We start from the raw sequence: 26,329 nt of genomic DNA on the forward strand, positions 1-26,329 counted from the left end.
CAATAAACGATTAAACAAATAGATTTTGAATACCGATTTCTTAAAATACCAAGCGCAAACCTCACCGTATCCATTGGGTATGGAAGTTTCACACGCTGTAGGTTCTTATATTTACGATACTAATTCTAAAAAATACTTGGATTTTGTGGCTGGAGTTTCCGCTTGTGCATTGGGACACCAACATCCAAGAGTCAATCAAGCCATCAAAGATCAGCTGGACAAATATTCTCATGTCATGGTGTATGGGGAATATTCTCAAAGTCCTGCGGTTCAATATTGCAAATTATTAGCCTCGCTCCTGCCCGCTACTTTAGACAAAACCTATTTGGTCAATTCAGGAACAGAAGCCATTGAAGGCGCGTTAAAACTCGCCAGACGTACCACAGGAAGAAGCCAATTGATTTCATGTCACAATGCATATCACGGTAATACTATGGGGTCTATGAGCGTCATGGGATTTGAAGAACGCAAACAAATCTTTCGTCCATTGATTCCTGATGTTGATTTTATCACGTTCAATAACGAAGATGATTTACAAAAAATAACGACTAAAACCGCAGGAATTATCCTGGAAACCATTCAAGGTGGTGCCGGATTTATTCAACCACACAATGATTTCCTTAAAAAAGTGCGCGAGCGCTGTACCGAAGTTGGTGCGATGATGATTCTTGACGAAATCCAACCGGGTTTTGGGAGAACCGGAAAACTTTTCGGATTTCAAAATTACGATGTCGTTCCTGATATCGTGGTGATGGGAAAAGGAATGGGCGGCGGAATGCCTGTAGGTGCTTTTACGGCTTCATCAACAATAATGGATTTGCTAAGTCATGATCCAAAACTAGGACATATCACTACTTTTGGAGGTCACCCTGTCATTGCGTCAGCCTGCTTGGCGACTTTGCAGGAAATAACTGAGACCAACCTTATGGCCGAAGCCATGGAGAAAGAAAAGCTATTCAGAACACTTTTGGTACATCCTTTGATAGAAGAAATAAGAGGAAAAGGATTGATGCTGGCAGCAATGACAAAAAGTGCCGATATAACAAACGAAGTGATTCTCAAATGTCAAGACAAAGGACTTATTTTATTCTGGTTACTGTTTGAAGGTTGCGCCATTAGAATAACACCTCCTCTAACCATTTCTGAAGAAGAAATACGAGAAGGTTGCAGCATCATACTTGAAGTAATGGACGAAATGATGATTGAAGAATAATGATTAACAATTTTTGATTTCAGAGGTAGCAACACTGATTACATATCATATAAGTGTTTAAAACAATTATTAAAATTGGGAGCTATTTACTTCGTCAGTTCGCTTCGCTCGTGTCCTGCTATCCGTTATAATCTTTTATTTTTTGGCAGCAAAAAGTAAAAGGATTTCCACTCTTATCAGGGCTAGGCATCCGTTTAAACCAAAGCTTTTTTGTTAATTAAATTGTTCACAACAATTCTAACTTTCCCTCACAGTACACGCACGATTACCTAAATTTATTTAGGCCAAATTAAAAACACACAGTATGCAATTAAGCAACGAAGAAGAAGACTATAACTTATCCCTGTCTAAATTTGAGTCCATGTTGAAAACCAACAAAGTACTCTTTTTTGACTCCGAAGAATTTGAAGAAATTATTCTTCATTATCTCGATATGGGTAAGGCCGCTTTGGCAAAAAAAGCTCTGAAACTGGCATTGGAACAACACCCAAAATCTACCGGACTAAAATTAGTTCAAGTGGAAATGCTAGTCTATGATGACAAACTCGAATTAGCCGAAAAGCTATTGAATGAGTTGTATGCCATTGAACCAACCAATGAAGAAATTTACATTCAAAAAGCCAATATCTGCTCTAAAAGAGACCAACACGAAAAGGCAGTTGAATTATTAAAAATAGCTTTAAAATATACAGATGATTATGCCGATGTCTATAATTTAATAGGCATGGAATATCTTTTTATGGACAATCTTGAAATGGCAAAAGAAAGCTTTATCAAGTGTTTAGAAGAAGATTTGGAAGACCAATCAGCGTTGTACAACGTTGTATATTGTTTTGAGTTTTTAGATCAAAACCAAGAAGCGATTACCTATTTGAAAAAATACATTGACAAGAACCCCTACAGTGAAATCGCCTGGCATCAACTGGGTCGTTTGCATTATGGAGTTAAAGAATATGAAAATGCCATTCGTGCCTTTGATTATGCCACTTTAATTGATGATGAATTCCTTGGTGCTTTCATGGAAAAAGCAAAAGCTTTTGAGCGATTAAAAAAATACGATGAAGCCATTGAAAGCTACAGCAGAACCATCGAATTAGATGATGCGACTTCGTATGCTTTACTTCGAATGGGAAAATGTTATGAAAAACTGGGCAATAAAGCATTAGCATTAAAATATTTCAATCAAACCGTGCATGAAGATCCACTTTTAGACAAAGGTTGGATTGCCATTACTGATTTTTACGTTCGTCAAAAAAATTACCAAAAAGCTTTATTTTATGTCAACAAAGCATTAGCTATTGACAACCAAAATCGTTTGTATTGGAAGCGTTTTGCGACTATCAATAAACAAATGAACTTCTTTGAAGAAGCTGAATTTGGATACCGAAAAGCGGTTGAGTTTGGTGATTATGGCTTAGACACTTGGTTATTCTGGGTGGATATTCTTCAGTTTTTAGGAGAATTTGAAAGCGCTATTCAAACTTTATTACAAGCTTCAGAGTATTTTCCGGAAGAGAATGAAATCGAGTACCGTTTGGCTGGATTGTATTTTATGTTAACTGATAATACAAAAGCAAAATTCCATTTGAGCAATGCCTTACGATTGAATTTTGACAATTATATTCTTTTAGAAGATTTATTTCCAGTAGTTTGGGCAAAAAAAATGGTGCAGAATTATATTGCAAAACATAAAAAACAATAATGGTTGACATAGTTAGAAAACGCTTTGGATTATTAGGACGCAACATTAGTTATTCATTTTCTAAAGGATATTTTACAGATAAATTCAATAGTGAGAACTTTGCGGGTTGTACCTATGAAAATTTTGATATTCCCGAAATAGCAGCCTTTCCAGAGGTAATTAAAAGCACTTCGGATTTAAAAGGATTGAATGTTACCATCCCGTATAAGGAAACGGTAATTCCATTTTTGGATAAATTATCTAAAAAAGCGGAATTAATTGGCGCTGTAAACACTATCAAAATTACCAAAAAAGGCAAGTTGAAAGGCTACAACACGGATTATTATGGTTTTAAAAAATCATTAGAACCGTTATTGGAACCGCACCATAAAAAAGCATTGATTTTAGGAACAGGAGGCGCTTCTAAAGGAGTCGCTTTTGCTTTGGACGAGCTTGATATTCCGTATACTTTTGTTTCGAGAGAAGCCAAAGAAAATGCAATCGACTATAACCGAATCAACGCAACGACATTTGACAATTACCAAATCATAATTAACTCGACTCCGGTAGGAACAAGTCCTAATGTGGAAGCGTTCCCATTAATCCCGTATGAGTATTTCACGGAGAAGCACATTGCTTATGATTTGATTTATAATCCTGCTGAAACACAATTCCTTAAAAAAGCCAAACAACATGGAGCACAAATCAAAAATGGTTTGGATATGCTCATTTTTCAAGCAGAGAAAGCTTGGAAAATTTGGAATAAATAATCTAAATTCGGAGTTAACTTCTTACACGTATTCAAGTACGTAAAAAACCACTCTTTTAGAGTGGTTTTTTGTTTGCAATAACATATCGAACTCGAGAAAAAAAAATAAAATTAAAACCCCAGAACCCTAGCCCTGATGGCAGCGGCATCCTTTTTTGTTCGTCTTTTCGGCGAACAAAAAAGATACAGCGAACAGCAGGAAATTGCTTCAAAAAGAGCTGATTCCTAACCTAAAACGACTATAAATAGAAGGATTTATTTTGAAATTTCATGCTCCTTTACTATCTTTCGTGTTCGATAAAAAAATAGAAACCTTACACATTGAAAAAATGTTAGAAGAAAAGAATGATAACCTGCTTGAGGCAGATGGAAATTTAGAACACAATTCTGTTGAATCTACTCCAATAGAACCAGAAGTTTTGGAAACGGAAACTAGTGACACTGTTACTACTATTCCTGCAGAAGATAATGCTGTAACTCTAAATGATGAAGAGTTGCTAGCTAATGAACCTATTACAGAGACTGAAAACCAGACTGTGCTAGATGCTATTGCCGAGACAAATGCTGCCGAAAGTGAGGACGAAACGTTGAAGGAACGTCATGAAATTCCAATGCAGGATTATGATACCTTATCACTTGAAGAACTGGTAGACGAGCTGAAAAGTTTAGTTTCCAATGAAAAAGTAATGTCGTTTAAGGAGCATATTGAAGAAATCAAAAAAGCATTTTTGGCTAAATACAACCACCTTCTTGAAGAGAAAAAAGAGGAGTTTTTAGCAGAAAATCAAGATCCAAATGAAGAATTTCAATATCATTCTCCACTAAAAACAAATTTTGATAAATATTATTCTCTTTTTAGAGATACTAAAAATACCCATTTCAAGAGTTTACAAACGAATCTAAAAACAAATTTAGAAAACCGTTTGGCTATTGTTGAGGAATTGAAAGAGTTGATTAACCCACAGGAAAACATCAAAGACACTTTAAAACATTTTAATGATTTAAGAGAACGATGGAAAACTGCCGGACCAATTCCGAAAGATAAATACAACCACGTTTGGAACAATTTTCATTTTCATGTTGAAAATTTCTATGATTACCTGCATTTAGACAGAGAAGCCAGAGATTTAGATTTCAAACATAATTTAGAGCAAAAACAAAAAATTGTAGCGCGTGTTGAAGAATTGGTGAATGAAGCCGATATCAACAAAGCATTCAGAGAACTGCAGGATTTACATAGAATTTGGAAAGAAGACATTGGTCCTGTTTCCAGAGAACATCGTGATGCCATTTGGAACAAGTTTAGCGATTTGACCAAACAAATGCATGATAAACGTGAAGTTTTGTTCGAAAATCAAAGAGGAACAGAACTTGAGAATTTAGAAAAGAAAAAAGAAATTATTGCCAAGATTGAAGTTTTGGCTACTGAAAAAGTAAATGCACACACTCAATGGCTTGCTCAAATAGAAAAAGTGGAAGCGTTGCGTACTGCTTTCTTCTCTGCAGGAAAAGTGCCATCGGATGTGAATGAGGAAACTTGGGCTGGTTTTAAAACTGCTGTAAGAAATTTTAATTCTTTCAAAAATTCGTTTTACAAAGACATTAAAAAAGATCAAAACGACAATTTAAGCAAGAAAACGGCTCTTGTGGCCAAAGCTAAAGAATTGCAAGAAAGTCTTGATTTTGCTGCGACTACTCCTATCATGAAACAAATTCAGGATGAATGGAAACAGATAGGACATGTGCCAAGAAAATATTCGGATAAAATCTGGAAAGAATTTAAAGATGCGTGCAATCATTATTTTGATAAGTTAAAAGAGCAAAAGAATGAGGAAAACGGTGAAGAAGTAGAAGCCTTTGATAATAAAAAAGCCTACTTAGAAACTTTGAGAGAATTTCAATTGACAGGAGATCACAAAACAGATTTGGATGCAATCAAATTGCACATCGAAACCTGGAAAAACTTTGGAAAAGTGCCTTTCCCAAGAAGACATATTGAAGGGAAATTCAATAAAATCCTAGATGCTCTTTTTGAAAAATTGAGTTTGAGCAAAAAAGATACTGATATGATGCGTTTTGCTAATAGAATGGATCATTTATCAGAAAGCAATGACACTCGAAAACTGGACAACGAAAAGATTTTCTTAATGCGTAAAATTGATGAAGTGCAGAATGAAATTTTCCAATTGGAAAACAACATTCAATTCTTTACCAATACCAGAAATGCAAAAAAAGAAAACTCTATAGTATTAGAAGTTCGTAAAAACATCGCTATTCACAAAGAGAGCCTTGATGTTTGGAAAGAAAAACTAAAACAACTGAGAAATCTTAACCAAGAGTAAATCTTAGTTAACGTTAAAATAGAAACCTCGATCTTAAACAGTTCGAGGTTTTTTTATGGAAAAAACCATCTGATTCTAAACTTTAACTTTCATTTATTAGAAAAAGTTATATAAATCGGGTGACAAATTTTAAATTTGTAAAATGAATTGTTTCCGAAAAACACTTGTTTTTATTGGGCTTTTAATAGCTTTTTTATTTGCTTTTAGTGCAAGTGAAGCTCCTGTTCATATAACTCAATTGGAAAAATCCAGTTCTTCCGTTTCTGTTGACAGCATCCATTCTTTAGATTTTATACAACCTCAAGTAAGCAATCCGTTTACTTCCTATCATAAAACTCCGGATTATGCGATTGCAAAATATCTGGAAAATTTTCTGATTGCAATTCCGGATTTTAAAATTAGCACATTCTTTATTCGTTTTGCGAAACAAGACATCAATCGATGTGAGATGGTTTCGCTCCTACTCTTTCCTTTCCATTTTTTTTGGTGATTTGAAGCACTGATTACACAACTTATATTTCCTTTTGAATTGATTCCTTTGTGGGTTTTCGGTTCAGATTATCATGCTTTACAAATAACTAAAAAATAAAAAAATGGATACATCCGTAACAATAATTGGTCTGGCACTAACTTTTATAATTGCCATTCCTCTTTTCTATGTGATTCGCTCAAACTCTATTAACAAAACAAAAATCAAAAATATAAAAACCAAATTCAGCCAAAACAATCGCTTTAATTTTGAATTGACAGAAACACAAAACAAAAAAGTTTTGGCGTTAGACGAAAAAAACAAAGGATTTCTTTTGATTGATTTTAATGCAAAAGAAGAAGTTGTTTCTTTTGTTGATTTAAATACAATTCAATCTTGCAAACTAGTTCCAACTACGGAAAATAATAGTGATACGATTCTAAAAATTGAATTTGAATTTCAATACAAAGAAGCTAAAAAAACAGAGTATATTTCATTTTACAAAATTGAAAATGATCAAATAGGTCAAGTTTGTTTGTATGAAGATCATCAACTAGCCAAAAAATGGGCAAAAATGATTCAGGATTGTATAACCGTTTAAGAAACTGATTTGTTCTGTAAAAGAGGCTTTTGAAGCCTCTTTTTTTTTGGAAAGGTTCTCTCGATATGATAATTATCATTTTAATATTTGAGTGGTCGTTCTACTTTTGATTAACGTTAAATGACTCTGCCATGAAAAATTCTTTAATTCAAAAATACAATGTTCCAGGTCCCAGATACACCAGTTATCCAACGGTTCCCTATTGGGATGAAACTGATTTTTCAGATGAAATTTGGGCTGAAACGCTAAAAAAATCATTTATAGAAAGTAATACTTCAGAAGGAATCAGTTTATACATTCATTTGCCTTTTTGCGAAAGCTTGTGTACTTTTTGTGGTTGTAACAAGCGTATTACCAAAAATCATGGGGTTGAAAATCCGTATATAGAGGCCGTTTTAAAAGAATGGACATTATATTGTAAAATCCTGGGAGAGAAACCAATCATAAAAGAGATTCATTTGGGCGGAGGAACTCCCACATTTTTTTCTACCAAAAATTTAGAGGATTTAATAAACGGTATTTTTTCTCATGCGAATAAAGCCAAAGACTATGAATTTAGTTTTGAAGGTCATCCGAATAACACTTCACACGAACATTTACAAAAGCTTTACGATTTAGGTTTTAGAAGAGTAAGTTTTGGTGTTCAGGATTACTCCGAAAAAGTCCAAAAAGCAATTCATCGCTTGCAGCCTTTTCATAATGTGGCAAAAGTTACATTTTGGGCCAGAGAAATTGGGTATACTTCCATAGGTCATGATATCATTTTTGGATTGCCTTTTCAGGAAATAGAGCATGTTATTGATACGATTGAGAAAACAAAATCATTACAGCCCGACCGTTTGGCATTTTATAGTTACGCGCATGTTCCTTGGATTAAAGGAAATGGACAACGCGGTTTCAACGATGAAGACATTCCAAAAGATGATAAAAAGAGAATGCTGTATGAAACCGGTAAAAAACTATTGTACGAAAACGGGTATCAAGAAATAGGAATGGATCATTTTGCTTTGGAAACAGATAGTTTGTATAAAGCTTTTAAAGATGGAACATTGCACCGTAATTTCATGGGCTACAGCTCATCAAAAACACAATTGATGATTGGATTGGGAGTTTCTTCCATCAGTGACAGTTGGTACAGTTTTGCACAGAATGTAAAAAATTTAGAAGATTATTATCAAATATTAGAATGGAATAAATTACCGATTTTCAGAGGACATTTATTGACTGATGAAGACCTCATCATCCGAAAACACATTCTGAATTTGATGTGCCAATTTGAAACTTCGTGGAAAAACAAAGAAGGTTATTTCAACGAAATTCCAGACGTATTAATTCAATTGAAAGAAATGGAAAATGATGGTTTAGTAATCATTAAAAACAATAGCATTGTCGTTACAGAAAAAGGGAAACCTTATGTTCGAAATATTTGTATGGCATTTGATTTACGTTTGAAAAGAAAAGCTCCAGAAACCGAATTATTTTCGATGACAATCTAATATTTCACAATCTTACAAAATAAAAAAGCACGCTGAATGGCGTGCTTTTTTATACAAAACTATTAGAATATTAATGACAATTAGGATCAGCTTGAATAAATAAACTCATATTTGACGGGGAAATATAAGGAATTCCCAATCCCAATCCCCTTAAAATAAATAAGCAACCAATACATACCGCTACATAAGGAATCGCTTTCTGAATTCGGTTTCGAATGGGCACTGTTAAAAACGAATTTATATACACGACGCTGCTCATCATAGGAACGGTTCCTAATCCGAATAAAATCATATACAAAACGCCCAAACTCTCACTTTGCATGGCGATAGCACCAAACAAAGCTACATAAACCATTCCGCAGGGTAAAAAACCATTCAGTAAACCAATCGTGAACAGGGATTTGTAACTCTTATTTCTAAACTGACTTCCTAACGCCGTTTTGATTTTAGAAATTAATTTAAAAACTGGTTTTGAAAAATTATATTTCGCAAAAAGTTTGTCTGGAATTATAACTATCAGAATCATGGCAACACCAATGAATATGGATAAATTCTGTTGCAAACCGGCCATAAAAAAACCTTTTCCAAGCAGTCCAAAAACAAAACCTATTGTAGCATAAGCCGTTAATCTTCCTAAATGATAGGTAATGATTTGAGTCGCTTTTTTGGTCTGATTCGTTCTGTCTACGGGCAACATCATAGCAATAGGACCGCACATACCAATGCAGTGAAAACTACTTATTAAACCGAAAATGAAGGCAGTATAAAGCATTTTTTTAGTCTAATGTCATAAAGCCTAAAGTCATAAAGCCAATTGATGGACTTTCTGACTTTTGACTTTAAGACTAATTGATATATATCGTTTCTTTAGACAAATACGATTTTCCATCATATTGCCATTCCATATTAATGTCCCATCGACCGCCTGCCAAACTTTTTTTAGGTATGAGCAAAGTAGTAGCATCAGATAGTGAAATTGGAATTTCAAAATCTAATTTTTTGTTAGACGGTCTGTAAAGGGACACTTTACCTTTGATGTTTTTTGGAACAAATACTTTTGGGAATACTATTTCAACTCCATTTGAAACACTATTTATTGTTGGCTTTTGAGCCAAATCTGCAACATTTTGAACACGAGTCATTTCATCTCCAAAATGTGCATCATGTTTATAATATTCATCTACAACTAACTCGTTGTCATATTTTGAATCGGATTGTACCGTAAAAACAAAATACAAAATGAAGGTTATAAACAACCCAAAAGCGATTACGATTCCTGTTCCCCAGCTAATTTTCATGATCTATTTTTTTATAAATTCTATTCCCAACTTAAAAGGATATTAATCAAAACTACGCGGACTCAAAAAGTTAGTGGTAGCAGTTTCAATTTTTTCATCCCCATTATAAACCTCAATTTTCAGTTTTGTTTTATCACTGTCCAATAAATTTTGGTTGATTTCAACAAACAGCGTTCCACCATTCATACCTTGTTTAGGCACTTTTAAATCTTGCTTCCCAACCACTTTTAAAGTTCCTTTTATACCCACCAACTTGAAATGAATATCATTAAAATCAGTATTGGTTTTATTGATGATTTTAAAAGTATAAATGTTACTGATATTTTCGCCTTTGTGTTCGAATAACTGACCCGGAAGCCTCAAAATACTGGCTTCAACATCAGAACGTAAAAACAATAATCCAATCAAAATACCTGTCAAAATAAATAATACGGCTGAATAGCCTTTCATTCTAGGCGTAAACTTGAATGTTACTTTTTTCTCAATTTCATCTTCAGATGCATATCGAATGAGTCCTTTGGGTAAACCTACGCTATCCATAATCGTGTCACATTCATCAATACAAGCTGTACAATTGATACATTCCATCTGAGTCCCGTTACGGATATCAATTCCGGTTGGACAAACATTTACACATTGCTTGCAATCGATACAATCGCCTTTTCCCGTTACGCCTCTATCTTCTTTTTTATTAAATTTTGCCCTACCCACTTCTTTTTCGCCACGAACAAAATCGTACGCCACGTTTATCGATTTATCGTCTAATAAAACACCTTGCAATCTTCCGTAAGGACAAGCTATAATACAAACTTGTTCTCTAAACCACGCAAAAATAAAATAGAAAACTCCGGTAAAAATCAATAATGAAATCAAAGTGCTTAAATGATTTTCTGGTCCTTCTTCAATCATTAAAAGCAACTTGTCGCTACTGATAAGATACGCCAGAAAAACATTGGCAATAAAAAAAGAAATGATTAAGAAAATTGTCCATTTAAAGGCTTTTTTTCTGATTTTCTCTGCATTCCATTCCTGTTTTTCCAAACGAATCTGAGCACCACGATCACCTTCAATCCAGTATTCTATTCTGCGGAAGACCATTTCTAAAAAGATGGTCTGCGGACAAATCCATCCGCAAAATATTCGTCCATAAATCACCGTAAAAAGGATGACGAAAACGACACCAATAATCATAAAAAGGACAAACAGATAAATATCCTGAGGCCAAAATGGAAATCCGAAAATATTAAATCGTCGCTCCAATATATTGAACATCATGAACTGGTTCCCATTTATCTTCATAAAAGGATTTGCAACAAGTACAATCAGTAAAAAATAACTAACCCATTTCCTGTAATCATAAAACTTTCCTGAAGGCTTTTTAGGGAAAATAAATTTTCTGTTTCCTTCTTCATCAATCGTCCCGATGGTATCTCTAAAAGCTTCGTCTGGTAATTTTGACATTTCTTTTTATTTAAAACACAAGTTCAAAATAATTATTAAAATTCTTAAGCTAAATAAAAACGTGTGTTTCTAATTGTTATTTAACTGCAACAGTAACATTTTCTTCTACCCAAACTTCGCCTTCCGCAGCTTTAGCATCTGGTGGATTGCTTCCTTTCAAGGATAAAATGTAGCTGGCAACTTTTTGCATTTCTTTAGGTTTCAATGTTCCTTTCCAGGAAATCATTCCTTTTCCGTCACGTCCTCCATTTACCAGCGTATGAAATACATTTTTTATTCCGCCACCTAAAATCCATTTCTCATCCGTTAGATTTGGTCCAATTTGTCCTCCACCGTCAGCTCTGTGACAAGCAGCACAATTGGCAGTAAAAATTTCTTTTCCAGCAGCTAAATCCGCAGGATCTGTCAACAAGGTCACCGTTTTTTCATCCATTAAATCCGGAGCAGTTTTCATATATTCCGCAATATCTATTTTGGCTTGAGCAACTTCTTTTTTAAGTTCCATTTCTTGATTATCAGCTCCTAAAACTTCATATCGCACCATATAAACAACGCCAAAAAGAATACAAGCGTAGAATAAATATACCCACCAAGGCGGCAAATTGTTATCTAATTCTTTGATGCCATCGTAATCGTGTTCTAATAATAACTGATTTTCATTTGCTAAAGGTTCGGTTTTAGTCAATTTTTCCATCAGCTTTTGGTACCATTCACTATCCTTGAAACTCAAATCATTTGCTTCATTTAATTGGTTTTTTTGTTCCTCGGTCAATAAATGATAGGTAATATTGTCAACTGCCTTCATCGTGATTTCTATCGCTATCAAAAGGAAAAGGAACACGAATAAGAATACAGAAACCATTGGAAATTTTATAAAAGCAGGTCTGTCTCCTGAGTCTATGAAATATTCCATTGCCATCATGACAGCAAAGAAAATAACAGGTACTCTAACGTATACTGGAATTAATTTTTTCATTTTCTAAATTTTAAAAAATTATACTATTTGATTGTCTCTCAATGGAATTTGACTCAATTCATTTATCGTTTCTTTCTTATAAGAGAACACCCATAGACCGAGGCCCACGAAAAAGACGAAAAAAATTAATAATGATAAGATGGGATATATTGCCACACCTTCTATCGTTTCCATATTGTGTTTTATTTGTTCGAACATAACTTTTATTTTTTAGCAATATCTTTTACTTTAATATCTGTTCCAAGTCTTTGCATATAAGCAATCAAGGCAATGATTTCCCTTTCATTCATTGGAACAAATTTTTCTCCTCTGGCTTCGGCTTTTTTCTTGCTTTCGTCATAACTTTTCACAAAGTCAGGGTCATTTTTCAAGTTTTCTTCAATTGCAATCGCTTGTTTTCTTAAATCATCTAAACCACTAGCAATCTGAGCTTCAGTGTAAGGAACTCCAAGCGTAACCATGACCTGCATTTTCTTTTGAGTCAAAGAAACATCCATCGGTTTATTATCAAACAGCCATTTGTATCCTGGCATAATGGAGCCTGCGGATATACTTTGCGGATTCCAAAAGTGGTTAAAATGCCAATTGTCATTATACTTAGCACCCACTCTTAATAAATCCGGACCAGTACGTTTTGAACCCCAAAGAAATGGATGATCGTATACAAATTCCCCAGCTTTAGATTGCGGTCCATAACGTTCCACTTCACTACGGAAAGGACGAACAGACTGTGAGTGACAACCTACACAACCTTCACGAATGTATAAATCACGTCCTTCTAATTCTAATGGAGAATACGGTTTTACACTTGCAATGGTTGGAATATTGGATTTAACCATAATCGTAGGAACAATTTGGATAACACCACCAATTAAAATAGCAACAGTTGCCAAAATGGTTAACTGAATCGGTTTTCTTTCTAACCAAGGATGAAATTTCTCTCCTTTTACTCTTCCTGCACTAATTTTCAATAATTCAGGAGCTTCAGCCAATTCATCTTCAATTTTAGAACCTGCTCTAACCGTTTGGATAATATTATACACCAAAGTAAACATTCCAATTAAATAAAGGGTTCCACCAATAGCTCTCATCCAATACATCGGCATGATTTGAGTTACTGTCTCAAGGAAGTTCCCGTAGGTTAAAGTTCCGTCCGGATTGAATTGTTTCCACATAGATGCTTGTAAAAAACCGGCAACATACATTGGAATCGTATATAATATAATACCTAAAGTACCAATCCAGAAGTGAAAATTAGCCAACTTAACTGAGTACAAATTGCTTTTGGTCATTCTAGGAACCAACCAATAAATCATACCAAAAGCCATAAATCCATTCCAAGCCAATGCGCCAACGTGAACGTGAGCAATAATCCAATCCGTGTAATGCGCGATAGCATTTACATTTTTTAAGGATAACATCGGACCTTCAAAAGTCGCCATTCCGTAACCTGTAATCGCTACCACAAAGAATTTCAAAACGGGCTCTACACGCACTTTATCCCAAACCCCTCTCAAGGTTAAAAGTCCGTTTATCATTCCACCCCAAGATGGCGCAATCAACATAATAGAGAAAGCCACTCCTAAATTTTGAGCCCAGTTAGGCAAAGCAGAATATAATAAATGGTGAGGTCCAGCCCAGATATAAATAAAGATTAATGACCAAAAGTGAACAATTGACAGTCTGTAAGAATACACGGGACGATTCGCCGCTTTTGGAATAAAATAATACATTAATCCTAAAAAAGGTGTAGTCAAGAAAAATGCAACCGCATTATGACCGTACCACCATTGTACTAAAGCATCTTGAACTCCTGCATATACCGAATAACTTTTCATTCCAGAAACCGGCAATGATAAACTATTAAAAATATGCAAAACTGCCACAGTAACGAATGTTGCCAAGTAAAACCAAATCGCAACATATAAATGGCGCTCTCTACGTTTTATAATAGTTCCAATCATATTGATACCAAAAACAACCCAAATTAATGCAATCGCAATATCTATTGGCCATTCTAATTCGGCATATTCTTTAGAAGAACTATAGCCTAATGGTAATGATATAGCTGCAGCAACAATGATTAATTGCCAACCCCAGAAATTAAGATTACTCAAAAAATCACTGTACATTCTGGCTTTTAACAATCGTTGCAACGAGTAATAAATACCCGCAAACATTGCATTTCCTACGAAAGCAAAAATAACTGCATTAGTATGTAAAGGTCTTAATCGACCATAACTCAACCACGAAATACCATCAGTAATATTTGGAAAAAGGAACATAAAGGCCAATGTAAGCCCTACTAACATTCCTACCACTCCAAAGACAATGGTTGCGTAAATGAATTTTTTTACAATTTTGTTGTCATAATAAAACTGCTGCATTTCCATATTTATAATTATTTTTAAAGTTGTTTATTATTTGTTTTGTTGAAAGTCATAAAATTGAATATTACAAAGTCGTTGAACTTTTGGTTTTCGGTTTTTTAGCTTTCGACTGAATTAGCTCATCGTCAAATAACATTCTGACTGATGGTGTATAATCGTCGTCATACTGACCTGTTTTTACTGCTCGTATAAAAGCAATAAAGAAACCAATGGCGACTATTATACTGATGGAGATTAATAAATAAATGACACTCATACCTTAATTTGTGTTAACAAAGTTACTTTGACGTTTTGGAGTAAAATATGACATTTGTCATACTTATCGATATCTGTTAAATTTATGTGAAAGCGCAACTCAAAACGTATACAATTCTATTTTTTATTTGCATAATAACTACTCATCACAGTTACAAAACTCACAATCGTTATTGTGCTCAACGGCATGATAATAGCTGCAACTAAAGGCAATAAATTACCTGTAATGGCAAACGATAATCCTACCACATTGTACAGTAACGACAGTGCAAAACTCATTTTGATTGTCGTTATGGAATTCTTGGATAATTTCAAGAAATAATTCAATTTTTGAAACTCGCTGGCATCTAAAATAGCATCACAAGCCGGTGAAAAAACATTCACATTCTCAGAAATTGAGATTCCAACATTGCTTTGCGCCAAAGCTCCGGCATCATTCAATCCATCGCCAACCATCATTACATTTTTACCTTTGTCCTGCAAATTTTTAATGAATTCTAATTTTTGTTCTGGTTTCTGATTAAAAATCAATTCCGTGCCTTTCGGCAAAAGTTGTTCAAGAGTGTCGCGTTCACCTTCATTGTCACCAGATAAAACCTTGATTTGATAGGTCGTGTTTAAGTTCTTGAAAAGCTCCTCAAGTCCTTCTCTATATTGATTATTAAAAATAAATTTCCCGTAATAAATATCATTTATCTTGATATGAACCGACGTTTGCTGAATGTTATTACCTTCTGTTTTATCTACAAAAGCTGCAGAACCTATTTTAATTTGGTGACCAAAAATCTGAGCTTGGATTCCTTTTCCCGTAATTTCTTCAAAAGCATCTATCTTCAACTTTTTGGTGTCATTTTCTGATTTATTTTGTAAAATTGGAATAGGCAAATAATCATACAACATCCTGCTCAAGGGATGATTTGAAGCGCGCAATACATTTTTTATCAGCAACAAATTCTCGTCGGAAAGAACGGCTCCTTCATAGGAAATATTCGATTTTTTATTGGTGGTAATCGTTCCTGTTTTATCAAAAACAATCGTATCAACTTTTGCTAATTGCTCAATAACCAAAGCATTTTTGAGATAGAATTTCTGTTTTCCTAAAATACGTAATACATTCCCAAAAGTGAATGGTGCCGTCAATGCCAAAGCACAAGGACAAGCCACAATTAGTACAGCTGTAAACACATTGAAAGCGGTGTTGGCATCAATAAAAATCCAATAGCCGAAGCCTGCAAAAGCAATCAATAATAAAATAGGTGTAAAATAACGGCTGATGCGATCGGTAATCGTTTTGTGCTTTTGCATCACATTTTTTTGGAACACATCATTACTCCATAATTGCGTCAAGTAACTTTGGGAAACAGAATGTAAAACTTCCATCTCGATTACTTTCCCTATTTGTTTTCCTCCAGCAAATACTTTATCACCAGAATGTTTCGTAATAGGAATTGCTTCTCCCGTGACAAAACTATAATCGATTTCCGCTTTTTCCGAAATTAGAATCCCATCAACCGGAATGAGTTCTTGGTTTCTGATGAGTAATCGATCGCCTTTTTCAACTTCGTAAATCGCAACACTTTCTTCGGAAGCATCCGCATTAATTTTAGTAATTGCTATTGGAAAATAGGATTTAAAATCCCTTTCGAAACTCAAAAAACTATAGGTTTTGATTTGGAACATTTTCCCCAAAAGCATAAAGAAAATCAATCCGGTTAAGCTGTCGAAAAAACCAGAACCGTAATCCATGACAATATCAAACGTACTTCGCACAAACATTACAATAATCCCTAAAGCAATGGGAATATCGATGTTCGCTCCCGAAACTTCGGGATTGGTTTTGATACTTTTATACGCCGAAACATAATAACCACTTGCCGAGTAAAAGAAACTGGGTAGCGCTAAAGCAAAAATCAACCAACGGAAAAAGCCACGGTATTGGTCTAACCAATATTCTTTCACTTCAAAATATTCCGGAAACGAAAGCAACATGATATTTCCAAAACAAAAGAAAGCAACGCCCAGTTTATACGTTAAACTTCTATCGACATTATTGCTTCCCGTTTCATAGTTTTCTAAACTGATGTAGGGTTCATAACCGATGGAGCTCAACAAATAAACAATCGTTTTAATAGAAACTACTTCTGGATTGAAAGTGATTCGGACTCTTTTTTCAGGGAAATTAACCTGAGAAGTGCTTATTCCTTTTTGAAGACGCTGTAGATTTTCCAAAATCCAAATACACGAGCTACAATGAATATGAGGAATGTTAAGTGAAATAATTGCGGTTGAATTTTCTTGAAATTCCAAAAGTTTGGATACAATACTTTCATTGTCTAAAAAATCATATTTACCATTAATGTCTTGCGGGGTTGCTCCAGGGGATTTTTCAAAATCATAATAACAAGTCAAATCATTCAGACTAAAAATTTCGTAAACGGTTTTACAACCATTGCAACAAAAATCTTTAGCGTCAAAAATAATTTTTTCTTCTACTATAATATCTAACCCACAATGGAAACAGTTTTGTGTGTCCATAACTTTGCTCATTTTACCTTGAACAAAGGTCATTAATCGAATGAGTTAAAAATATGATATTTGTCATATTAAATAGTTAGTTTTGTAGTACCAATAAATCACAAACAATATGAGCAAATGCGAACAATGTATCGTCAGAGAATTTAGCTCTTTAAAAGCACTTACTAAAGAAGAATTACTAAAACTTTCTGACTGTAAAACATCCCATATCATTAAAAAGGGGAGGTTATATTTGAAGAAGGAGAAAATGTAAATGGTATTTATTGTATAAAAGATGGTGTTTGTAAACTGACTAAACTCAGTGCAAATGGTAAAGATCACATTGTAAAACTGGTTACAAAAGGTGAATTACTGGGACAACGTTCCATGATTAGTGATGAACCGGTAAATCTAAGCGCCGTAGCTCTTGAAGACATGCAGGTTTGTTTTATTCCAAAGTCAGAAGTGATGGGATACTTTGACAAAAACAATCAGTTTTCGATGAATGTGATGAAAACTATTTGCGGTGACCTAAAAGAAGCTGATGGTCATATGGTCAATTTAGCCCAAAAAACAGTCAAAGAAAGATTAGCCGAAACGCTTCTTTATTTACACAATACCTTTGGAAAAAACGAGGATAATTCGTTAAAAATACAACTTTCCAGAGATGAACTAGCCAGTATTATTGGCACTGCCACTGAAAGTTGCATCCGTTTACTTTCTGATTTTAATAAATTAGGACTTATTGAATTGAATGGAAAAAAAATTATTCTAAAAGACATCAACAAACTAAAAAAATTAGCAGATTAATTCCAATTCTCTTTAGTCTTTCTTATTCATCACAAAATAATACACCGGAATTCCCAACGCCACAATACACAATCCCAAGCCTGTATTGAACGTATCATAAATCAATAAAGTGAGACAAATTGCTACTGTAACCACAATATAAAGTGCAGGTACAAATGGATACCCAAACGCTTTATAAGGTCTATCTGCTTTAGGCTCTTTTTTTCGAAGGATGAAAACACCCAGAATCGTCAGTATATAAAATAACAAAGACGCAAAAGTCGCATACGTTAACAAGTCCCCAAATTTTCCTGAAATACAAAGCACACAAGCCCAGATACATTGCACCCATAATGCTTTTGCAGGAACTTGGTTTTTATTAAGTTCTGTTGCTTGTTTGAAAAATAATCCGTCTTTTGCCATGGCAAAAAACAATCTTCCTCCCGAAAGAATCAAACCGCTATTGCAACCAAAAGTGGAAACCATGATTAAGCCTGCCATTACAAAAACACTTATATTTCCCATAATCATACTTGCAGCAGCCGCACCTACTCTGTCATTACTGGCAAACATGATTCCGTTACTGGCAATATCAGCAGCGTTTGGAGTTCCCTGCATTGGCAACAAAGCCAAATAAGCAACATTCGCTAAAACATAAATAATGGTCACAATCAAGGTTCCAAGAAACAAACTTCGGGGAATATTCTTTTTGGGTTCTTTAATTTCACCTGCAATGAAAGTAACATTATTCCAGGCATCACTTGAAAATAAAGAGTTAATAATAGTAGCTCCTGCAGCGCCCAAAATTGCCATTCCTGCTAATTTTGTTACTGTAATTGTTCCGTCAGGATTCACAACTGTTTTGCTGGCTTCCCACATATTTTCGAAATTATTGGACAAAACATCCGTTTGTAAACCAACATACAATCCTAAAATAATCAATGCAAAAAGCGCAATTAATTTAGCCGAGGTAAAAATCAATTGAACTGTTTTTCCGCTTTCGACACCTTTGGTATTAATGTACGTGAGCAGTATTATACTAAAAATAGCCAACACTTTTTGGTACGAAAAAACAAAACCGGTACCAATCGTAAAAAGTGTATGATCTAAAACAGGAAAGAAGATAGCCGCATAATTAGCGAAAGTAACCGCAATTGCGGCAATAACTCCCGTTTGAATTACCGTGAAAACGGTCCAACCGTACAAGAAAGAAACTAATCTTCCGTACGCGCGTTGTATGTAAACAAATTGTCCGCCCGCATTCGGCATCATTCCTGCCAATTCTCCGTAACTCAATGCCGCAGCGACCGTTATTAATCCCGTTACCAACCAAATTACCAATAACCAGGCAGCAGATCCAATATCTCTTGCCATAGCTGATGTAACTATGAAAATCCCGGATCCTATCATGGAACCGGCTACTAAACTCGTGGCATCAATTAATCCTAAAGAACGTTTTAACTCGGTTTTATTTTCTGGCATTGGATAATTTTATAAATGATGATAATTTAATTATTTAATAATAAATACTATAGCTTCTTCGCTTCTTCCCAAAAAACATCCATTTCAGCAAGTGTCATATCCATTAATGGTTTTCCTAATTCTCCAGCTTTACTTTCCAAATATTGAAAGCGTTTAATGAATTTTTTATTGGTGCGTTCCAAAGCATCTTCGGGATTTACATTAAGAAATCGGGCGTAATTGATCATAGAAAATAAAACATCTCCAAATTCGGCTTCAATTTTATCTTGATCTCCTGCTTGAACCTCAACTTGCAATTCTTCCAATTCTTCTTGAACCTTATCCCAAACCTGATGCGATTCTTCCCAATCAAAACCCACTCCTTTTACCTTATCCTGAATTCGGCTAGCTTTAACTAATGCGGGTAAACTTTTTGGAACACCTTCCAAAACAGATTTTTTACCTTCTTTGAGCTTTAGTTTCTCCCAATTCTGCTTTACTTCTTCCTCGTCTTTTACCACAACATCACTATAAATATGGGGATGACGGTGAATTAACTTTTCACAGATTTCATTACAGACATCGGCCATATCAAAATCGTTCGTCTCGCTTCCTATTTTGGCATAAAAAACAATATGCAATAACAAATCCCCAAGTTCTTTTTTGACTTCGTTTAAATCGTTGTCTAAAATAGCATCGCCTAATTCATAGGTTTCTTCAATAGTCAGATGACGCAAGGTTTGCATGGTTTGCTTTTTGTCCCAAGGACATTTTTCTCGCAAATCATCCATAATGTCTAATAATCTTTCGAAAGCATGCAGTTGGTTTTGTCTTGAATTCATCAGAAATGGTTTTTGGTAAAAATAAAAAAATCCTGTTCAGAAAAATAGCTGAACAGGATTAAATATTATTTTAAAGTAAAATTACTCTTTTTTAGCTTTTGCTTTTTTAGCAGGAGTTTTAGTTTCTGTTGCAGGAACTTCTTCAGCAACAGCAACAAGTTCTTCAGCAGCCGGTGTTTCTTCAGTAGCAGCAGGTACTTCATCAGTAACTAATCCTTTTGCTTGCAACATATTATACCAGTTTAAAACTTTTTTGATATCAGAAGGATACACTCTTTCTTCATCATAATCAGGTAAAATTTCTTTGAAATAAGCTGTCAATGTAGCATTGTCTTCTTTATGTGAAATTGCTTGACCTTTGTTTTCCTTATCAGCAATTTTTTGCATGATTTCAGCTAATGGTTTTTCGCCTTCATACGTATAAATTGAAATTTCCGACAATAAACTCACATTACTTTTTAAGTTTACTGTGATTTTTTTTCCATCCAATAATGATTCAGCAACAAACCCAGTACGTGTTTGCACTCTTAATACATATAAACCTGGTTTCCCAGAAATGGCTAATATTTTTTCTAAATTCATGTTTTGTGTAATTATTATTAAGAATTTGACTTATTTATTTTTTCATTTAAAACCAAAAATCATACCAAGATAAAGCTGTAAAAGCTGTTTTATCTTCCTTTTTTAGCAAAAAATTTCATTCGGTAGTCTTGGAATGTTTTTCCTTCCAAAATGTTTTTCAATTTCTTTTGAATCAATCGTTTTTTTAATGACGAAATTTTATCTGTGAATAATACTCCTTCAATATGATCGTATTCATGTTGGATTACTCTGGCAATTAATCCATCAAAAACTTCGGTTTTCATTACAAAATCCTCTTCGCAATATTCAATTGTTATGGTTGGATTTCTATATACATCTTCTCTAACGTCTGGAATGCTCAAGCAACCTTCATTAAAACTCCACTCTTCACCTTCTTCTTTTATCATTTTTGCATTGATAAAAGTTCTTTTGAATCCTTTTAATTCTTTTTGTTCTGTGTCTCCTAATTCTTCATCATCGCTAAAAGGCGTCGTATCGATTACAAATAAACGAAGTGCCAATCCTACTTGAGGTGCGGCAAGTCCAACACCATAGGCATTATACATCGTTTCGTACATGTTAGCAATCGTTTCTTTCAAATTAGGATGCTCTGGTGAAAGAACTTCGCCTACTTTTCTTAAAACTGGATCACCGTATCCTATAATTGGTAAAATCATTGTTTTTATATTAAGTATTATCTACTATAAACTGAAATAAGTTTCCCTTTAATTCAGTGTGCAAAAATAGTAAAAAAATAGACAATGAATAATCCTGTATTGATAATTCGCGTTTTTTTACCATTTAGGCAAAAACAGGGCAAATTATTCTTTGAATCAGTCACTCAATTCTTACCTTTGCTTGTAATCCAATTGTATGATTTACAAAATCCGAAAATTTACCGACAGCACTTATTTCACTAATGCTCTAAAAGTAACAATCGCAGCAGTTATTCCGGTTGTAGTACTTTCCTTTTTAGGCAAATTCGAAATAGGTTTTACCATCGCTTTAGGTGCTTTTTTCACTTATCCAAGCGATATTCCCAGTAATCTAAAACATAAAATAAACGGTATTCTGGTTACGGCTTTACTTGTTGCAGGTGTCAATTTGTTAGTGAATATTGTCTATCCTTATTCCTTGATTTTCTATCCTTTTTTGGCTGTATTAATTTTTCTGATTTCAATGATTTCCGTCTATGGACAACGGGCAACAATGGTCTCTTTCTCTGCGCTAATTTCAGTTTCATTGGCGTTTGCAAGTATCAATACCGGTTGGGCAATGGTCCAACACTCCCTTTTAATATTATTCGGAGGATTATTTTATCTAATGATTTCCCTCATTTTTCATTATGTAAGACCTCATCGCTATGTTGAATTACAAATTGCAGAATGCATTAAACTTACGGCTAAATATTTAAAATTAAGAGGCGATTTATGGACGATTGATGCTGATAGAAAAGCAATTATTGAAAAACAATTACACCTTCAGGTAGAACTGAATACCATTCGACAAAACATAAGAGAAGTATTGATTAGCAGTCATACGACTTCTGGATCTTCCAATCAAAACCGAAAAATGTTAATCGTTTTTATTTCATTGATGGAAATTCTGGAGCTTGCATTAGCAACTTCATTCGACCATGATAAATTGCATCAAAAATTTGACGACCATCCAAAGGTCTTGTTAACCTATCAAAAACTAGCCTACAATCTTGCCGCAAGTTTAAAAAAATTGTCCAAAAGCGTACAAAACCGAACTAAATACATCTCTAAACATACTTTACGAGGTGACTTGAATGCTTTGCAACTTGCTATCACTGATTATGAAAATGATTTAGGAAAAGTTCCCGCTTCCGAAGGTGTTTTTATGCTGACCACTATGCTACAATATGCTGAAAAACAAGTGGAGAAAATAAAAATTGTAGAACGTGCTTTTACGCTAGCCTTCAATTCACAGGATTTTAAAGAACAGGACAAAGACTTAGAAAAATTCCTGACGCCTCAATATTATCCTTTGAGCACTTTGATTGAAAATCTCAGTTTCTCTTCCACAATTTTCAGACATTCGTTACGACTAACCATAACATTGTTGATTGGTTTTATCATTGGAAACATACTGCCTTTTCATAACGTCTATTGGATTTTGCTGACTATTATAGTTATTATGCGGCCTGGATATGGTTTAACGAAACAACGTTCTTTTCATCGAATTTTCGGTACTATCATAGGCGGATTAATCGCTTTTGGGATTCTTTCATTGGTACACGATAACATCACAATCAGTATACTTTCTATTTTAAGCATGCTTTTGGGGTTTTCATTTACCCAAATAAATTATAAAGTCAGCGCCACATTTGTGACCATGTATGTTGTTTTTATTTACGGAATATTAACTCCTAATATTGTTGATGTAGTTCAATATAGAATACTCGATACCTTTGTAGGCTCTGCTTTAGCTTTCCTTGCCAATCACTTTTTATGGCCTTCGTGGGAGTTTTTAAATATTCCGTCACACATAGAAAAATCGATTATTGCAAATCAAAATTACTTGAAAGAAATTTCGATTTTTTATAATAAAAAAGGGACTATTTCTACTTCGTATCGTTTAGCACGAAAAAATGCTTTTATCGAAATAGGAAATTTAATGGCTTCTTTCCAAAGAATGGTACAAGAACCAAAATCGAAACAAAAGCAATTACCACAGGTATATAAATTAGCGGTGCTGAATCATTCCTTGCTATCATCATCAGCTTCGTTAGGAACATACATTCAATCGCATAAAACTACATCAGCTTCTGAAGCGTTTAATGTTGTAGTGGATACTGTCATTAGAAATCTGGATAATGCAATTGCACTTTTGAAAGAGAATGATTTATATCTAAAAGAAAATCTCCCAAAAGAAGATTTGGCCATGCGATTTACTGAATTAAAAAACATTAGAGCCAAAGAATTAAAAGAAGGAATTCCTATTGATGAAGAAGCGTTTCAATTGAAAATGCAGGAGGCGCAATTGGTTATAGAACAATTAATCTGGTTGACTAATCTCTCTGAAAATATTTTAAAAACCACAAAAGAATTAATGGAGTTTTAAAAAAGTGATCAGTAATCAGTGATCAGTAGCTTACTGAACACCGATTACTAAACACTGTATACTAATTATTCAGTTTTAAAACAGAAGCAGTATCTTTTCTTATTTCGGCTAATAAAGCTGGATTATCATTTAAAGTCTGACCATAAGAAGGAATCATCACTTTCAATTTTTCCTGCCATTCCGGCGTTTCAATTTCATCTTTGAAACATCTTCCTATTAAATCAACCATAATAGAAACTGCGGTTGAAGCACCAGGAGAAGCACCCAATAAAACAGCTAAAGTTCCATCAGCAGTTGTGATTACTTCAGTACCAAACTCAAGTATTCCGCCTTCTTTTTCGTCTTTTTTTATTACTTGAACACGTTGTCCTGCACGTTCTAATTTCCAGTCTTTAGATCTTGCACCAGGAACATATTCTCTCAACGCATTGATTCTGTCTTTAGGAGACTGACGTACTTGCTCAATCAAATATTTTGTAAGTGGTATATTTTTAATTCCTGCAGCAAGCATCGGAATGATATTATCCGGTTTTATGGATAAAGGCAAATCAGAATACGAACCATTTTTTAAAAATCGAGTTGAAAAACCTGCAAAAGGTCCAAAAAGCAGTTGTCTTTCTCCATTTATCATTCGGGAATCAATATGTGGTACAGACATTGGTGGTGCACCCACACTCGCTTTTCCATATACTTTTGCCTGATGTTTTGCAATCACTTCTGGATTGGTACATTTTAGCCACTGTCCGCTCACAGGGAAACCGCCATAGCCTTTTCCTTCGGGAACGTTTGCTTTTTCTAATAACGGTAATGAACCGCCACCAGCACCAATAAAAACAAACTTGGTATATGCTTTTCTTTTTTGGCCTGTAGCCAAATCAGTAATTTTTATTCTCCACGATTTATCCTCACGTTGTCTCAATTTTTGGACTTCATGATTGAAATACATCGTAACTCCATCCAATTTAGTCAAATAACTAAAAATATTTCGGGTTAATTCTCCAAAATTTACATCGGTACCAATAGCCATTGAAGTTGCTGCAACTTTCTCAGATTCATTTCTACCTTCCATAACCAAAGGCATCCATTCTTTTAATTGCATAAAATCAGTGCTGAAAACCATTTGTTTAAAAAGAGGATTCGAATGTAAAGCCTCAAATCTTGTTTTAAGGTATTCTACATTTTTTTCTCCCCAAACAAAACTCAAGTGAGGAATACTTTTAATGAAATTTTCAGGTGATGAAACTTTATTCTGTTGTACTAAATAGGCCCAAAATTGTCTGGAAACCTCGAAAGATTCCGCAATACTAATTGCTTTTTTTGGGTTGATGCTTCCATCTTCACTTTCTGGAGTATAATTAAGCTCACAAAAAGCAGAATGTCCAGTTCCGGCATTATTCCATGCATCAGAACTTTCGGCAGCAGCCATATCTAATCTTTCGTATATTTCAATCTTTATATCTGGTTGTAACTCTTTTAGGATTAAGCCAAGAGTGGCGCTCATTATTCCAGCTCCTATAAGAACTACATCACTTTGCGAACGAATGGTTGTATCGGGCATAACAAAATTTTAAAGTGCAAAGATACTTTATATATGCAAAAAAAATGTAACAAATTATTGTTAAAAAGTAAGGAATTTCAAATCTATTTTGGTCAGTTGACCAGCTTTGCAGTTGGATTTTTAAAACATCTTCCGAGTCAAATAATCTTGAAGCATTATCGTTGCCGAAATCTCATCGATAAGTGCTTTATTTTGACGTTGTTTCTTACTAAGACCGCTGTCAATCATGGTTTGAAAAGCCATTTTTGAAGTAAACCGTTCATCAACCCGAATGACTTTCATATCCGGAAAATGATTGGTAAAATGCGTTACGAAACCTTTTATGATGGAAGCACTTTCTGAAGGTTCTCCATTCATTTGTTTAGGCTCACCAATGAGAACAGCCTCTACTTTCTCTTTGGAAAAATAATCCTTCAAAAAAGCGATTGCAGTTGGGGAAGGAATGGTTGTTAATCCCGAAGCTATAATTTGCATTTCATCGGTAACGGCTATTCCTGTTCGTTTTTGTCCGTAATCTATGGCGAGAATTCTTGGCATTTGTATAT

Annotated in this window: 21 protein-coding genes and 1 pseudogene; 9 read left to right on the top strand and 13 right to left on the bottom strand. The window is 34.4% G+C overall.

Features of this window, described 5'->3' with window-relative positions:
• The first annotated feature begins 25 nt into the window (after positions 1 to 25).
• The 7 genes from CLV00_RS14515 to hemN all read left to right on the top strand — a co-directional run bounded on the left by CLV00_RS14515 (position 26) and on the right by hemN (position 8,571).
• Positions 26 to 1,213 carry an aspartate aminotransferase family protein gene (locus tag CLV00_RS14515; RefSeq protein WP_099715856.1) on the top strand — a complete coding sequence of 396 codons (1,188 nt, stop codon included), beginning with the start codon at positions 26 to 28 and terminating at the stop codon, positions 1,211 to 1,213.
• Between the two features lie 304 nt (positions 1,214 to 1,517).
• The gene (locus CLV00_RS14520) at positions 1,518 to 2,915 is read left to right on the top strand and encodes a tetratricopeptide repeat protein (protein WP_099715857.1); all 1,398 of its coding nucleotides are present in this window, start codon (positions 1,518 to 1,520) and stop codon (positions 2,913 to 2,915) included.
• Positions 2,915 to 3,664 carry a shikimate dehydrogenase gene (locus tag CLV00_RS14525; protein WP_099715858.1) on the top strand — a complete coding sequence of 250 codons (750 nt, stop codon included), beginning with the start codon at positions 2,915 to 2,917 and terminating at the stop codon, positions 3,662 to 3,664. Before CLV00_RS14520 ends, CLV00_RS14525 begins: the two co-directional genes overlap by 1 nt.
• A gap of 328 nt (positions 3,665 to 3,992) precedes the next feature.
• Complete coding sequence (locus CLV00_RS14530; RefSeq protein ID WP_099716366.1) at positions 3,993 to 6,005, top strand: DUF349 domain-containing protein; 2,013 nt, start codon at positions 3,993 to 3,995, stop codon at positions 6,003 to 6,005.
• A gap of 142 nt (positions 6,006 to 6,147) precedes the next feature.
• Complete coding sequence (locus CLV00_RS14535) at positions 6,148 to 6,495, top strand: hypothetical protein (protein WP_099715859.1); 348 nt, start codon at positions 6,148 to 6,150, stop codon at positions 6,493 to 6,495.
• A 103-nt stretch (positions 6,496 to 6,598) separates the two neighbouring features.
• On the top strand, positions 6,599 to 7,075 hold the full coding sequence (locus CLV00_RS14540; protein ID WP_099715860.1) for a hypothetical protein: 477 nt from the start codon (positions 6,599 to 6,601) through the stop codon (positions 7,073 to 7,075).
• A 131-nt stretch (positions 7,076 to 7,206) separates the two neighbouring features.
• Positions 7,207 to 8,571 carry an oxygen-independent coproporphyrinogen III oxidase gene (hemN, locus tag CLV00_RS14545; protein ID WP_099715861.1) on the top strand — a complete coding sequence of 455 codons (1,365 nt, stop codon included), beginning with the start codon at positions 7,207 to 7,209 and terminating at the stop codon, positions 8,569 to 8,571.
• A 70-nt stretch (positions 8,572 to 8,641) separates the two neighbouring features.
• Here hemN and CLV00_RS14550 read toward each other — a convergent pair whose 3' ends face one another.
• The 7 genes from CLV00_RS14550 to CLV00_RS14585 all read right to left on the bottom strand — a co-directional run bounded on the left by CLV00_RS14550 (position 8,642) and on the right by CLV00_RS14585 (position 17,486).
• Positions 8,642 to 9,343, bottom strand: coding sequence for a sulfite exporter TauE/SafE family protein (locus tag CLV00_RS14550; RefSeq protein WP_099715862.1), 702 nt, complete (start codon positions 9,341 to 9,343; stop codon positions 8,642 to 8,644).
• 73 nt (positions 9,344 to 9,416) lie between these two features.
• Positions 9,417 to 9,869, bottom strand: coding sequence for a FixH family protein (locus tag CLV00_RS14555; RefSeq protein WP_099715863.1), 453 nt, complete (start codon positions 9,867 to 9,869; stop codon positions 9,417 to 9,419).
• Positions 9,870 to 9,911: 42 nt separating this feature from the next.
• Positions 9,912 to 11,330 (bottom strand): cytochrome c oxidase accessory protein CcoG, encoded by a 1,419-nt coding sequence (ccoG, locus tag CLV00_RS14560; RefSeq protein WP_099715864.1) that lies wholly within the window; start codon positions 11,328 to 11,330, stop codon positions 9,912 to 9,914.
• 76 nt (positions 11,331 to 11,406) lie between these two features.
• Positions 11,407 to 12,306, bottom strand: a complete 900-nt coding sequence (locus tag CLV00_RS14565; protein ID WP_099715865.1) for a cbb3-type cytochrome c oxidase N-terminal domain-containing protein — start codon at positions 12,304 to 12,306, stop codon at positions 11,407 to 11,409.
• Positions 12,307 to 12,509: 203 nt separating this feature from the next.
• The gene (gene ccoN, locus CLV00_RS14575) at positions 12,510 to 14,699 is read right to left on the bottom strand and encodes a cytochrome-c oxidase, cbb3-type subunit I (protein WP_099715867.1); all 2,190 of its coding nucleotides are present in this window, start codon (positions 14,697 to 14,699) and stop codon (positions 12,510 to 12,512) included.
• A gap of 61 nt (positions 14,700 to 14,760) precedes the next feature.
• Positions 14,761 to 14,952: a cbb3-type cytochrome oxidase assembly protein CcoS gene (gene ccoS / locus CLV00_RS14580; protein WP_099715868.1), complete on the bottom strand. Its 192-nt coding sequence runs from the start codon at positions 14,950 to 14,952 to the stop codon at positions 14,761 to 14,763.
• Positions 14,953 to 15,068: 116 nt separating this feature from the next.
• The gene (locus CLV00_RS14585; protein WP_099716367.1) at positions 15,069 to 17,486 is read right to left on the bottom strand and encodes a heavy metal translocating P-type ATPase metal-binding domain-containing protein; all 2,418 of its coding nucleotides are present in this window, start codon (positions 17,484 to 17,486) and stop codon (positions 15,069 to 15,071) included.
• Between the two features lie 109 nt (positions 17,487 to 17,595).
• Here CLV00_RS14585 and CLV00_RS14590 point away from each other — a divergent pair.
• Positions 17,596 to 18,275, top strand: a pseudogene (locus CLV00_RS14590) (Crp/Fnr family transcriptional regulator).
• 12 nt (positions 18,276 to 18,287) lie between these two features.
• Here CLV00_RS14590 and CLV00_RS14595 read toward each other — a convergent pair.
• The 4 genes from CLV00_RS14595 to def all read right to left on the bottom strand — a co-directional run bounded on the left by CLV00_RS14595 (position 18,288) and on the right by def (position 21,816).
• Positions 18,288 to 19,736, bottom strand: a complete 1,449-nt coding sequence (locus CLV00_RS14595) for an APC family permease (protein WP_099715869.1) — start codon at positions 19,734 to 19,736, stop codon at positions 18,288 to 18,290.
• A 47-nt stretch (positions 19,737 to 19,783) separates the two neighbouring features.
• A complete protein-coding gene (mazG, locus tag CLV00_RS14600; protein ID WP_099715870.1) occupies positions 19,784 to 20,557 on the bottom strand; it encodes a nucleoside triphosphate pyrophosphohydrolase in 774 nt (257 codons plus the stop codon).
• Between the two features lie 81 nt (positions 20,558 to 20,638).
• Entirely contained in the window at positions 20,639 to 21,139 is a 501-nt protein-coding gene (locus CLV00_RS14605) for a DUF5606 domain-containing protein (protein ID WP_099715871.1), read from the bottom strand.
• An 89-nt stretch (positions 21,140 to 21,228) separates the two neighbouring features.
• The gene (gene def, locus CLV00_RS14610) at positions 21,229 to 21,816 is read right to left on the bottom strand and encodes a peptide deformylase (protein WP_099715872.1); all 588 of its coding nucleotides are present in this window, start codon (positions 21,814 to 21,816) and stop codon (positions 21,229 to 21,231) included.
• Between the two features lie 196 nt (positions 21,817 to 22,012).
• Here def and CLV00_RS14615 point away from each other — a divergent pair, with 196 nt between their 5' ends.
• Positions 22,013 to 24,226 carry an FUSC family membrane protein gene (locus tag CLV00_RS14615; RefSeq protein WP_099715873.1) on the top strand — a complete coding sequence of 738 codons (2,214 nt, stop codon included), beginning with the start codon at positions 22,013 to 22,015 and terminating at the stop codon, positions 24,224 to 24,226.
• A gap of 61 nt (positions 24,227 to 24,287) precedes the next feature.
• Here CLV00_RS14615 and CLV00_RS14620 read toward each other — a convergent pair whose 3' ends face one another.
• Positions 24,288 to 25,784 (bottom strand): malate:quinone oxidoreductase, encoded by a 1,497-nt coding sequence (locus tag CLV00_RS14620; protein WP_099715874.1) that lies wholly within the window; start codon positions 25,782 to 25,784, stop codon positions 24,288 to 24,290.
• Positions 25,785 to 25,904: 120 nt separating this feature from the next.
• Positions 25,905 to 26,321, bottom strand: a complete 417-nt coding sequence (ruvX, locus tag CLV00_RS14625) for a Holliday junction resolvase RuvX (RefSeq protein ID WP_099715875.1) — start codon at positions 26,319 to 26,321, stop codon at positions 25,905 to 25,907.
• Positions 26,322 to 26,329 lie beyond the last annotated feature (8 nt).

This window comes from Flavobacterium sp. 11, assembly GCF_002754315.1.
GTDB lineage: Bacteria > Bacteroidota > Bacteroidia > Flavobacteriales > Flavobacteriaceae > Flavobacterium > Flavobacterium algoritolerans.